Annotated in this window: 13 protein-coding genes; 2 read left to right on the top strand and 11 right to left on the bottom strand. The window is 63.2% G+C overall.

Going from position 1 to position 12,365, the window contains the following annotated elements:
* Window positions 1-5 precede the first annotated feature (5 nt).
* Window positions 6-1,151, bottom strand: coding sequence for a porin (locus tag HDG37_RS16355; protein ID WP_184049397.1), 1,146 nt, complete (start codon window positions 1,149-1,151; stop codon window positions 6-8).
* Between HDG37_RS16355 and HDG37_RS16350 the strand changes: the two genes are divergently transcribed.
* The gene (locus tag HDG37_RS16350; protein WP_184049795.1) at window positions 1,114-1,302 is read left to right on the top strand and encodes a hypothetical protein; all 189 of its coding nucleotides are present in this window, start codon (window positions 1,114-1,116) and stop codon (window positions 1,300-1,302) included. The two genes, HDG37_RS16355 and HDG37_RS16350, sit on opposite strands and share 38 nt — an antisense overlap.
* On the opposite strand, the gene HDG37_RS16345 is transcribed toward HDG37_RS16350, so the two are convergent.
* The 7 genes from HDG37_RS16345 to HDG37_RS16315 form a co-directional block, all read right to left on the bottom strand.
* Complete coding sequence (locus HDG37_RS16345) at window positions 1,290-2,915, bottom strand: 3-(methylthio)propionyl-CoA ligase (protein ID WP_184049395.1); 1,626 nt, start codon at window positions 2,913-2,915, stop codon at window positions 1,290-1,292. The two genes, HDG37_RS16350 and HDG37_RS16345, sit on opposite strands and share 13 nt — an antisense overlap.
* A 49-nt stretch (window positions 2,916-2,964) precedes the next feature.
* A complete protein-coding gene (locus HDG37_RS16340) occupies window positions 2,965-3,321 on the bottom strand; it encodes a Rieske 2Fe-2S domain-containing protein (RefSeq protein WP_184049393.1) in 357 nt (118 codons plus the stop codon).
* A gap of 32 nt (window positions 3,322-3,353) precedes the next feature.
* A complete protein-coding gene (locus HDG37_RS16335) occupies window positions 3,354-3,920 on the bottom strand; it encodes an alpha/beta hydrolase (protein ID WP_184049391.1) in 567 nt (188 codons plus the stop codon).
* Window positions 3,921-3,938: 18 nt separating this feature from the next.
* Window positions 3,939-4,787 carry a TauD/TfdA family dioxygenase gene (locus HDG37_RS16330; RefSeq protein ID WP_018424780.1) on the bottom strand — a complete coding sequence of 283 codons (849 nt, stop codon included), beginning with the start codon at window positions 4,785-4,787 and terminating at the stop codon, window positions 3,939-3,941.
* Between the two features lie 10 nt (window positions 4,788-4,797).
* Window positions 4,798-5,778 (bottom strand): quinone oxidoreductase, encoded by a 981-nt coding sequence (locus HDG37_RS16325; protein WP_184049389.1) that lies wholly within the window; start codon window positions 5,776-5,778, stop codon window positions 4,798-4,800.
* Between the two features lie 107 nt (window positions 5,779-5,885).
* Entirely contained in the window at window positions 5,886-7,208 is a 1,323-nt protein-coding gene (locus HDG37_RS16320; protein WP_184049387.1) for an MFS transporter, read from the bottom strand.
* Between the two features lie 154 nt (window positions 7,209-7,362).
* Window positions 7,363-8,418: a 3-keto-5-aminohexanoate cleavage protein gene (locus tag HDG37_RS16315; protein WP_184049385.1), complete on the bottom strand. Its 1,056-nt coding sequence runs from the start codon at window positions 8,416-8,418 to the stop codon at window positions 7,363-7,365.
* A 242-nt stretch (window positions 8,419-8,660) separates the two neighbouring features.
* Between HDG37_RS16315 and HDG37_RS16310 the strand changes: the two genes are divergently transcribed.
* Window positions 8,661-9,662: an AraC family transcriptional regulator gene (locus tag HDG37_RS16310; protein ID WP_090809453.1), complete on the top strand. Its 1,002-nt coding sequence runs from the start codon at window positions 8,661-8,663 to the stop codon at window positions 9,660-9,662.
* Window positions 9,663-9,750: 88 nt separating this feature from the next.
* Here the strand turns inward: HDG37_RS16310 and phaC are convergent, their stop codons facing one another.
* The 3 genes from phaC to HDG37_RS16295 all read right to left on the bottom strand — a co-directional run.
* Window positions 9,751-11,493, bottom strand: a complete 1,743-nt coding sequence (phaC, locus tag HDG37_RS16305) for a class I poly(R)-hydroxyalkanoic acid synthase (protein WP_184049383.1) — start codon at window positions 11,491-11,493, stop codon at window positions 9,751-9,753.
* 14 nt (window positions 11,494-11,507) lie between these two features.
* Complete coding sequence (locus HDG37_RS16300; protein ID WP_184049381.1) at window positions 11,508-11,978, bottom strand: MaoC family dehydratase; 471 nt, start codon at window positions 11,976-11,978, stop codon at window positions 11,508-11,510.
* Window positions 11,979-12,062: 84 nt separating this feature from the next.
* On the bottom strand, window positions 12,063-12,365 hold a 303-nt coding region (locus HDG37_RS16295; protein WP_221312039.1), incomplete at its 5' end, for an electron transfer flavoprotein subunit alpha/FixB family protein.

Genomic DNA, 12,365 nt, shown 5'->3' with positions numbered 1-12,365 from the left:
CGTAATCAGAAGTTATGGCGGATGCCGACCATGGCCGCCGTGGTGGACATGCCAGGCGCAACCGGGGCGCCATAGACGATGGTCTGGTTCATGGTCCCCCTGTTGTTGACATAACCCACCTGCGCGTAAGCCTTGGTGCGCCGGGACAGGTTGTATTCCGCGCCCACGGCGAACTCGCCCGAATGGTTCGCCGAGTTGTTCTTGTCTTTCAGGTAGTAGTACCCGGACGTGATCTTGAAACGCGGATTGAACTGGTAGCCGAGGCCCCCCGAGATCATTTCGAAGTCCGCGGTGTTGGTATGGGCCGGGTTCTTGCCGGCGCCGTACGAGGCCGACACCGAAAATCCGGCGATCGTGTACATCGCACCGAAATAGTAGAAACGGTTGTTCGCAAGCCCGGTCGCGGGGATAGCGGGGGCCGCCGGGTAGGTGATCGGGTACGGGTTGGTATCGTGGCCGTTGTAATACAACGCGGACAGATTCAGACCGTAGTTCGAATACTTGAGCACGGCCGACTCGCGCGTGCCGCCCTGGAAATGACCGGCGACGCCGCCCGGCGCGTACTCGAGCGCGAGCGACGCGCCATGGAATTTCGGCGAGTTGTAGACGAGCGCGTTGCTGTCGTACAGCGCGCCGATCGGCGCGTTCGTGCTCGTGCCAGGCCAGCCGGCCGCCTGATTGATGCCCAGCCACGCGGTCAGAACACTGCCGAAATACTGCGCGCCGCGGACGTCGGTTTCCGCCATCGCGTAGATCATCGGAATGATCTGCCGGCCGGCGTCGAAGGTACCGAACGGCCCCGATGCGCCGACCGTCGCGAACTGGTTGAAGATCGCCGTGACGCCCGGCGTGTCGGACAGACCGAACTTGCCGTTCGTGGTGTTGAACGCACCCTGCAGCTTGAAGTTGATCTTGTAGCCGCCGCCGATGTCTTCGCTTCCCTTCATACCCCAGAAGCTCGAATAGATACCGCCGTCCTTCAGCTGATAAATTTTGCCCGTGTTCGGCGCGTGCGGCAGAAAGGTAGCGGCCGATGTGCTCTGATACAGCAGCCCCGTATCGACTACGCCATAAAGCGTCACTGACGACTGCGCATGAGCCGCGGTGGCGAAAATGGCCAACACGACAGCGCTGCTTGGCTTCAACTTCATTGTGTCTCCTTCGCGTACCGGCGGTGGCGCAAAAGCCGATGCTGCGGTCGCTTCAAATGGTTGGTGGTTTTGTGTGCGCCGGGCGTACCCGGTCGCGTTGTTGCGTGAATCGAACTGCGTTGCTGCGAAAGCCGCGCATCAGGGCATGTAGTAGTTGCCGAACTGATCGCGTAACTGGTTCTTCAGGACCTTGCCTGTTGCGCCGATAGGCACCGTGTCGACGAACACCACTGCATCGGGAGTCCACCAGCGCGCGACCCGGCCGTTGAAGAAGGACAGCAGTTCGTCGCTGGCCAGCTCGCTGCCCGGCTTTTTCACGACCAGCAGCAGCGGCCGCTCGTCCCACTTAGGATGCCGTGCGGCGATACACACTGCCGTCGAGACTTCCGGATGCAGATAAGCGACGTTTTCGATCGCCGCCGAACTGATCCATTCGCCGCCCGACTTGATCACGTCCTTGCTGCGATCGGTGATCTGCATGAAGCCGTGCCCGTCGATCGTCGCGATGTCGCCGGTCGGAAACCAGCCGTCGCACAATGGCGACTCGACGTCGGCGCCGAAATACTGTTGCGTGACCCAGTGACCGCGCACCTGCAGATCGCCAGCGCTCTCGCCGTCCCACGGCAATTCATTACCGTGGGAGTCGACGATCCGCATGTCGATGCCGAACAGCGCGCGTCCCTGCTTCGCCTGAATCATGTACTGATCCTCCATCGGCAGCGACTGTTGATGCGCCTTGAAGCTGCAGACCGTGCCGATTGGGCTCAATTCGGTCATGCCCCACGCGTGCAGTACCTCCACCCGGTGGCGCTTCTGGAACGCCTCGGTCATCGCGGTCGGACACTGCGCGCCGCCGATCACCGTGCGTCGCATCGACGAGAAGGTCCCGCCCATCGCATCGACATGCGTGAGCAGTCCCTGCCACACCGTCGGCACGCCGGCCGACAGCGTCACGTGTTCCGTTTCGATCAGTTCATAGAGCGACTTGCCGTCGAGCGCCGGCCCCGGAAACACCAGCTTCGCGCCGACCATGCAGGCGATATAGGGCAGGCCCCACGCGTTCACATGGAACATCGGCACGACCGGCAGGATCACGTCGCGCGCGGAACAGTTCAGCGAATCGGGCAGCGCCGCCGCGTAGGTGTGCAGCACGGTCGAACGATGGCTATACAGCACGCCCTTCGGATTGCCGGTGGTGCCCGACGTGTAGCACAGCGACGACGCGCTGTTTTCATCGAGCAGCGGCCATTCGAAAACGTCGTCGTGCAGCTCGAGCAGATCCTCGTAGCACATCAGCATGCCGGTCAGGTCGTTCGCTTGCGGCATGTGCGCGCGATCGGTCATCGCCACGAATACTTTCGGGCTCTTCACCCGGGGCGCGACGCTCTCGATCAACGGCAGAAAGGTCAGGTCGAAGAACACGACACGATCTTCCGCATGCTCGATGATGTACGCGAGCTGGTCGACGTGCAGTCGTGGGTTCAGCGTATGCAGCACGGACCCGGAGCCCGACACCGCGAAATAGAGCTCCATGTGGCGATAGCCGTTCCACGCGAGCGTCGCGACGCGCTCGCCCTGGCCGACGCCGAGCGTCGACAGCGCGTTGGCCATCCGGCGCGCGCGCTGCGCGAGGTGCCGATACGAATAACGATGGATGTCTCCTTCCACGCGTCGCGACACGATTTCCTGTTCGCCGTGATGGCGCTCCGCGTGCGTGAGCAGCGCGGAAACCAGCAGCGACTGCTGCATCATCAAGCCTTGCATCTTTCCGTCTCCTGATTGGTTGTGGCGTCTCGGGCCCGGCCTACCGGCTTTACGTTGCCGCGCTGCCGGCTCGCGCTTGCGAGGGCGTCGGGTTCGGCGCATCGAGACTCACCACCACCTTTGAATCCACTATGTCGACCGGGAAGGTCGTCACGCTCAATCCGCCTGTTCCCGCCATGCAGCCCGTGCGCACGTCGAAGCGCAGACCGTGCGCCGGACAGCGCAACATGCAGCCTTCCAGCTGGCCGCTCGACAGCGCGGCCCCGTTGTGCGGACATGTGTTGTCGATGGCGTGAAGCGTGCCTTCGACGTTGAACAGCACGATGCTGCGGCCATCGATGAAGGCCAGCTTGCGCTGGCCCGGCGCGAGCTCGCCGGCAACACCCACCACGATCCGACGCGACATCCCAGACTCCTTCTGATCCGACGCGGGCCGCGTCACATCAGTACCAGGCGGCGAATCAACGTCTCCGCCATCGGCCATTCGCCAAAGCCCGAAGCAGGGTTGAGGTGCCCCACTTCGCCGAGATCGACGAGGCGGCTGCCCCAGTCCTGCGCCATCTCCAGCACCCGCTCGAACCGCCCGAGCGGATCGTTGCGGCTCGCGCCGACGATGCTCGGAAACGGCAGCGGCTTGCGCGGAATCGGCAGCCAGCCGTTCTGCTCGAGCGTATCCAGCTCCGGATAGCCCGCCGGCATCGGCCTCTCGAGGTCCGCGGGCGCCGCGAGCAGCGCAGCGTGAATCTCGCGCTTGTGCTGCGCCGCCCAATGCACGGTGATCATCACGCCGGCGCTATGCGCGACCAGAATGACCGGGCCGTCGATCCGCGCGAGCGTGGCATCGAGCGCCGCGACGCGTGCCGCGCAACTGAGCTTGTCGTGCTCGAGCGGCGGCACCGACAGCGCTTTCGGCAGCCGTTGCTGCAGCAGGGTTTGCCAATGCTCCGCGACGTGGTCACGCAGACCCGGAACCATCAGAATGGTCGGTTTCAATTCGTAATTCATGGGAAGCTACCTGCTAGTTCAGTACGGCTTGTCGCCGACGATGCCGGCGCGCTCCATCTTGCGGTGGCACGGCGGGTAGTCCATCACCGCATAGTGCTGCGTGCTGCGGTTGTCCCAGATCGCGATGCTGTTCTTCTGCCAGCGCCAGCGCACCTGGTACTCGGGGATGTACGCCTGGCTGATCAGATAGCGCAGCAGATCGCCCGCGCCCGGATTCGCGTCCTGCCCGAAGCGCACTCGCTCCGGCGTGTGAAAGTTGGTGAAATGGCTCGTGAAAGCGTTCACGAACAGCAACTTCTCCTTTGTTTCCGGATGCGTGCGCACGACCGGGTGCTCCGCGTCCGGAAATTGCGCCTTCAGCGCGAGACGCTTTTCGATCGGCATCGCGGCACCGAAGCTCGCCTCGATGCTGTGGCGCGCGCGCAGGTCCGCGATCTGAGCCTTCACGTGCGCCGGCAGATTCTCGTAGGCGAGGACCATGTTCGCCCACATCGTGTCGCCGCCGACGGGCGGACACTCGACGCAGCGCAGCACGGCACCGAACTGCGGCGCTTCGCGCCAGGTGGCGTCGGCATGCCACGCGTTTTCGTAACGGTCGTTGGGCTGATCCGGGGTCTTGTAGATACGCACGAGGCCCGGATTTTCCGGATCGCTGCCCGCGACCGGATGGTCTTCCAGTTCGCCGAAGCGGCGCGCGAACGCCACGTGTTCGGCACGCGTGATGTCCTGGTCGCGCAGGAACAGCACCCGGTGCTTCAGCAGCGCCGAGCGGATCTGGGCAAACAGGCCATCGTCGTAGATGGCGTGGGCGAGATTCACCCCTATCAGTTCGGCGCCGATCGAGTACGTCAGTTGTTCGACTCGCATGGCTAGCTCCTTAGATCACGAAGACCGACGAACCCGTCGTCTTGCGCGATTCCAGATCACGATGGGCTTGCGCCGCATCTTCGAGCGCATAGCGCTGATTCAACTCGATCTTGATGCGTCCCGAGCCGATGAGCCCGAAGATTTCGTCGGCAAGCTCGTCCTTCTCGGCCGGGTCGGCGATGTAGTCAGCCAGCGCCGGGCGGGTCAGATAGAGCGAGCCTTTCATAGCCAGCAGTTGCGGATTGAACGGCGGGATCGGGCCGGAGGCCGTGCCGACGCAAACCAATAGACCGCGGCGCTTCAGCGAATCGAGCGAAGCCTCGAAGGTGTCTTTGCCGACGCTGTCGAACACGACGTTCACGCCGACGCCATCGGTCAGTTCGCGCACGCGCCTGGCGACGTCTTCGTGGCTGTAGTTGATGATGTGATCGCAGCCGTGCGCGCGGGCCACCTCGCCCTTGGCCTCGTTCGAAACCGTGCCGATCACGGTCAGACCCAGCAGCTTCGCCCATTGCGAAACGATCAGGCCGACACCGCCGGCGGCGGCATGCAGAAGGATCGTGTCGCCCGCCTTGAAGTCGTGAATGCGGCGCATCAAATATGCGGAGGTCAATCCGCGCATGGTCATGCCGGCAGCCGTTTCGCAGCCGATCGCATCGGGCAGCCGGATCAGCGGCGCGGCCGGAATCAGGCGTTCGGTGCTGTACGCGCCGAGCGTGTTGAGGAAGCCCGTGTAAGTCACACGATCGCCCACCGCAACGTTCGTGACGTCCGGGCCAACGGCCTCGACCACGCCCGCGGCCTCCACGCCCATCCCCGCGGGCAGCGGGACCGGATACAGGCCGCTGCGAAAGTAGGTGTCGGCGAAATTGAGGCCCACTGCCTGATGGCGCAGGCGAACCTGACCGGGACCGGGGTTGCCCACTTCGACGTCCTCGTAGCGCAGCACGTCGGGACCACCGGTTTCATGAAAGCGAACTGCCTTTGCCATGTTGACTCTCCAATTCTTTACTTGATCTGCACTTTGCAGAATTCGTTGCGCCAGCGGCGCAGTTACAGGTTCGGTGCTCCGCGCCGTCCGCGCGGCACCATGCGATGTCAGCGTGCGGCCTGCTCGCGCAGCGTGTTCAGCCGATCCAGATCGCCCGAGTAGTTCCGTTTGCCGATCATGAATGCGGCGGCCGCGACGAGCGGTGCGAACGGCACCAGTTGCAACGCGCCCAGCAGTCCGATCCGATCGGCGATGATCCCCGTGAGAACAGCCGCCGGCGCGAGGCCCAGCAGGTTGTTCGCGAGCGTCAGGGTCGCAAACGCCGAGGCATGAATCGTCGGCGGCGTGAGGTTCGCCACCATCGCACCCGACGGGCCGCTCGCACCGGCGCAGAAGAACATGCCGGCGCCGATCACGACCAGTTGCCACGGCCCCGCGGGCATCCGCAAGCCAATCCCGAGCAGAACGAAACAGGCGAGGCAGAAGGCGATCGCGGCGCTCCACTTGCGTTCCCGCATGTTCTTGCTGAGCCGGTCGGCGAGGTTTCCGCACACCACCATGCCCACCCCGGTCACCAGCACGAACACCGCCGCGCACATCGCAGCCTTGCCGGTGGCCATGCCGTAGTAGCGATTCAGGAAGCTCGGCATCCATGCCCACACAGCGGCGGGAACCAGCAGATGGAGGCCGCTGCCCACATAGGCACACACCACGGACTTCGTCGAAAACAACCCCTTCATCAGCGCGCGCAGGCTCATGCACATGCCGCGCGATTGCGCCTGCCTCGTCACGCTCGCCGGCTGCAGCGGCACAAGACGCTTTTCGGTGACGACGAGGCGGTAGATCACGACCAGCACGACCCCCATCGCCGCCATGGCGCCGAATGCCGAACGCCAGCCGAGGTGAGCCGCCACCGCGCCGCCGAGCGCCATGCCCAGCACCGAGCCGAACGCGCCGCCCGCCATGAAGGTGCCGGTCAGCGTGGAGCGCAGCCGGACCGGAAAGATGCTCAGAACAACTGCGATACCGACACTGCCATAGGCCGCTTCGCCGATTCCGACAAAGGCACGTGCCAGCAGCAACTGCCCATAGTTCGCCGAGATCGCGCAGCCCACCGTCGCGAGACTCCACATCGCCGCCATCAGCACGATGCTCTTCACGCGGCCCCAGCGGTCGGCCAGAACCGACAGCGGGAACGTGAGCACGCCGACCATCAGCGCGACCACGCTGCTGAGCGAACCCAGCTGCGCATCGGACAGATGCCATGCCGCCTTGAGCGGCGGAAACACGGCATTCAACACTTGCCGCGACATATAGTCGGAAAGCAGCAATCCGACCGTCAACGCAAACACCACCCACGCATAAGCGCGCACGTCCGTCTGAGCTGCCGAAACTTCGCCCGTCGTGGGCACTGCATTCTGAACGAGCATATTTTGTCTCCTTCCACGCTGACTCCCTGGCGGCCGCCTTGCCCGCATGGGCCGACGACTGTTATGGATTCAGCTATCTGCTCCCCGCTATGCACCGGAAGCGTTAGCCATGAAGCCCGGCCTCGGCCAATGCGCCGGCCCGGGCTCCAGGTGATCACGCCGCGCGAAGCGGCAGGTTCCTGACACCGGCCTGGCGGTTCGGCGCCATACCGTTGGCGACCAGCGTCTCTTCGACCGTCTCGTACTGCACACCAATACGATAGATCTCGCGCGCTTCTTTACCAGTGGCAATTTCGCGTCCCAGTTCGCGCGCGACGCGCACGCACTGCTCGATCTGCTGCACCGACGTGAAGCGCTTGCCGTGCTGATCGATGATCGTGTCCTCGATGCCGCAGCGCGGATGCAGGCCCATCGACATCGCCATCATGTTGAACGGCAGCACGTTCTTCAGCAGCGACTCGGCGGTGAGCGTGCAGCCATCCGGCGCGCGATGCACGAAGTTGAAGAAGTTGAATGGATTGGGGCCGTCGAAGCCGCCACCGATACCGATCCACGTCAGGTTCATCGGGCCCTTGTAGACGCCCTTGCGCACGAGGCGTTCGAGCGTTTCGAGCGCGTGAATGCCGGTGAGCTGGAAGTGCGGCTGGATGCCCGAAGCTTGCAGGCGGCGCAGGTGTTCCTCGACCCATGCGGGGCCGGCCGGCACCGTCATTTCACTATAGGCGGCCATGAACGCGGGGTTGGAAAGCGAGGTGCCTGCCAGATACTCCGGATAGAGCAGCTCCATGATGTTCATCTGCGTGGTGTTGATCGCGACCGTCACCTGATCGGGCTTCGGATCGAGATCGGCCAGCATATGGCGCGTGTCGTCGGACAACCACTTCGCGGCTTGTCCGTCGTCTTCCGGTGCAAACGAGATCGAGCCACCGACCTGAATGATCATGTCGGGCACTGCCGCGCGCACACCCGCGATCAGTTCATTGAACTTCGACAGGCGCTTCGAGCCCTTGCCGTCCAGTTCGCGCACGTGCAGGTGCAATACCGTGGCGCCGGCGTTGTAGCAATCGACGGCCTTCTGGATCTGCTGGTCCATCGTCACGGGGATGTCTTCCGGGAAGTCCGACGGCATCCATTCCGGGCCGTAAGGGGCGGTGGTGATGACTACCTTGTCCTGATTCTCAGGGTGCAACGAATCGTCGAGAAATTGCATTTGTTTGCCTCCATCCAGTTTTGAAGTGACGGTGTTCCGCTATCGCGAGGTCGCATGAAAATTTGCTGGAACACTTCGAACGACATGTACCCACGATACGGCAATCACGCGCTACACTTTTGTGATTGGACGCCATCCTTTTAGCGATTCGTGCCACTGCGCGTTAACACCAATAGTTGCGCGAAGCAAGTGTTTAATGACAAGAAAAATACTCAGCGTATGAATCGTCCGGAGAAACTACGATGGAAACGATGGTGACGTCGGTAGCCATGAGCGGTTATTTCGAAGTGACGCGACGGCTTGGACTGAATCCGGTCGAGCTCGCGAAACAGGCCGGCATCGACGCCGGCGCGCTCGCGAATCCGGACGATCGCGTATCGGCCACCGCCTGTTGCCGGCTGCTGGAAATGACGGCCGAAAAGGCGTCGTGCCCTACCCTCGCGCTGCAAATGGCGGAAACGCGGCAGACCTTCGGCAGCGGCGTGATCAATGTCCTGCTCGCGCACAAACGCACGCTGCGCGAAGTGTTGCTGGCGGCGGCCGAATACCGCCATCTGCTCAACGAAGCGCTGGCGGTGTACGTCGAGGACGCGGACAATACGGTCACCATTCGGGAGGAACTCGTCGTCGAACGGGGTACCCCGACAAGGCAGGCGATCGAACTCGCGCTCGGTGTCCTCGCGCGGCACTCCGGTGCTCTGCTCGGCAAGTTCTGGAAACCGCGAGAGGTCCACTTCACGCATCCGGCGCCCAAAGACCTGACGTTTCATCGACGCTTCTTCGGCTGTCCGCTGGTGTTCGGCAGCGACTTCAACGGGTTCGTCTGCGCAAGCGCCGATCTCGACTACCCGAATCCACTGGCCGATCCTGAACTCGTGCGCTATGCGGAAAGCCTCGCCTCTCCGCTGAACGTGAGCGCCGCGGAATCGGCCGCGCTGGAAGTGCGCAAGGCGATCTACCTGCTGCTGCCGCTCGAGCAGGCGAACGCCGAGCTGGTTGCACGTTATTTGCATCTGAGCGTGCGCACCATGCAACGGCAGTTGAATTCGGCCGGCACCAGCTTTTCGGATCAGGTCGAGGAAGTCCGCGGCGAACTCGCCGTGCGTTACATGAGCAATCCCACCTATCCGATCGGACGGGTCTCGGCGCTTCTCGGCTACGCGCAACAGGGATCGTTCACGAACTGGTTCGTGTCGCGCTTCCACATGACGCCGCGCGACTGGCGCGCGAGCCATGCGAAGTGACGGCCGGTGGCAGTGAAGACAAAAAAACGGAGGGTGATGCACTGAGCATTACCCTCCGTTGTTTGCCGCACCCGCTATCGCCATCCGGTCACTCGGCGCGAAGCTTCACATAGCGGCCCGGTGCGCTCTCGATTGCCTTGTACTTCCTGTTGCCGAGCTTCGTGCGCGCCTCGACCTGCTCGCCGGAATGCTGCTTGACCCAGTCGATCCAGTGATTCCACCAGCTGCCGCGCTGCTGAACCGACGTTGCGAGCCACTCGTCGGCGTTCTCGTCGCAGGCATCGTTGGTTCGGTAGCTGCGCTTGTTCTTCGAGGCCGGATTGATCACACCCGCAATATGGCCGCTTGCCCCCAGCACGAACTCGGTTTGACCGCCCAGTAGTTGCGTCGACTGATAGGCGGACCGCCACGGCACGATGTGATCTTCCTCGGCCGCCATCAGATAGCTTGGAATATCGATGTTGCCGAGATCCACCGGCGTGTCGCAGAACTTCAGTTTGTTCGGCACGCGCAGACTGTTTTCGAGGTACATGTTGCGCAGATAGAAGCTGTACATCGGACCGGGCAGATTGGTCGTGTCCGCGTTCCAGTACAGCAGATCGAACGCGGCCGGGGTTTTGCCTTTCAGGTAATTATTCACGACATACGGCCAGATCAGATCGTTGGCACGCAGCGACTGGAATACGAAGCCGAGTTCGCGTCCGGGATAGAGCCCACCGCCACCGATCGCATGCTCGCGCATCGCCACGCCCTGCTCGTCGATGAACACGCCGAGATCGCCCGGGTCGGTGAAGTCGAGCAACGCCGTCAGCAGCGTCAGGCTGGCCACGGAGTCGTCGCCGTTCGCACGCATGACCGCCAGCGCCGACGACAGCATCGTGCCGCCCACGCACCAGCCCAATGCATTGACCTGGTCGGCCCGGCTAATCGCACGCGCGACGCTGATCGCCTGCATCACGCCGTCCTCGAGGTAGGCGTCCCACGTGGTCTGCGCCATGTCCTGCTGCGGGTTGCGCCAGGACACGACGAACACCGTCAGGCCCTGCTCGGCGGCGAAGCGCACGAAGGAATTCTCCGGCTGCAGATCCAGGATGTAGAACTTGTTGATGCACGGAGGAACGATCACGAGCGGCCGCGCGGCGACCTTCGGTGTCAGCGGCTCGTACTGGATCAGCTGAAACAGATCGTTCTCATAGACCACCGCGCCACTGGACGTGGCAACGCTGCGGCCCACTTCGAACGCGCTTTGATCGGTGATCGAAATCGAGCCGCTGCCCAGATCGTCGAGCAGATGCGTGACGCCCGCGAGCAGGCTCGATCCGCCCGATTCCACCGCCGCCCGGATGACTTCGGGATTCGTCGCGACGAAATTCGCGGGGCTGGCGAAGTCGATGAACTGGCGCATGAAAAAGCGCAGCTTGTGCTTGCCCTTTTCGTCGAGCGCGCTCGCCTCGACGAACTCCGCGAGTGCCCGGGCATTGATCAGATAGCTCTGTTTAAGAAGGCTGTACCAGCCGTTGCTGGACCAGTCGTCGGCGTGAAAGCGCCGGTCTCCCTGCTCGGACTCGGCGACCGCCTTCAACTCCGTGCGCCCGCCGATCAATCCGGCGACGGCGTCGCTCCACAGTTGCGCCTGCTGTTGCAGATAGTGGGCGCTCGTGTGGGTCACGGAGCCTCGCGCGACCGGCCAGTTGAAATCGAAGTCCGAGCCGTCGGTGTCGGGCACCGTCGTCGCGTATTCATCCTTGACCGGCGAAAAACGCCAGAAATCGAAGCCGGCATTGACCCAGCCCGTGGAAAACTCGTGTGGCATGCTGAATGGCATTCTCATGGCGGGGCTCGCTATCATGCTTCGCCGACGGCGCAAGCCGCGTCCTCGACGACACGGTCGCGGCAGGTTGTCGGCATGACCACGGCGTCGCCTTCGATCACCACCTTGCCGCCGACCGTGCAAACGGTGGACAGAACCACGCGGCGCTTGTCGTGAATCAGTTCCTTGACGGTCACTTCGGCCTGCACGGTGTCGCCGGGCCGAACCGGCGCCTTGAAGCGCAGGTTCTGGCCGAGGTAGATCGTGCCCGGGCCGGGCAGCCGCCCCGCGATCGCCGCGGAGATGATGCTGGCGGTCAACATGCCGTGAGCGATGCGCCCCTTGAAGGGTGTGGTTTGCGCAAACTCCTCGTTGATGTGAACCGCGTTGATGTCTCCCGACGCGCCCGCGAAAAGCAGAATGTCCGCCTCCGTGATGGTCTTGGCAAACCGGGCACTCATGCCCGGTCGCAGGTCTTCGAAATCGTATCCGTTAAGCTCATTCATGATTATTCCGCTTGCTGGGCGCGCATTTGCCCTCTCTTCTGGCACGTACTGCGCGTTGTGCCGGACGCTAACCGCTGGATGCGGTTAGCCGAGCGCCTGCTCGAGTTCCGGCACGAGGGTGAACAGATCGCCAACGAGGCCGTAATCGGCCACGCTGAAAATCGGCGCTTCTTCGTCCTTGTTGATCGCGATGATGACTTTCGAGTCCTTCATGCCGGCGAGGTGCTGGATCGCCCCCGAGATGCCGACCGCGACGTACAGTTGCGGCGCGACGATCTTGCCCGTCTGGCCGACCTGATAGTCGTTCGGCACGAAGCCCGCGTCGACCGCCGCACGCGATGCGCCCAGTGCCGCGCCGAGCTTGTCGGCCAGCGGCTCGAGCACCTT

It is taken from the genome of Paraburkholderia sp. MM5384-R2, from assembly GCF_014201025.1.
In the GTDB taxonomy this organism is placed as follows: Bacteria; Pseudomonadota; Gammaproteobacteria; order Burkholderiales; family Burkholderiaceae; genus Paraburkholderia; species Paraburkholderia tuberum.
The sequence above is the reverse complement of the archived record's forward strand: the minus strand, read 5'-3'. Positions and strand labels throughout refer to the sequence as shown.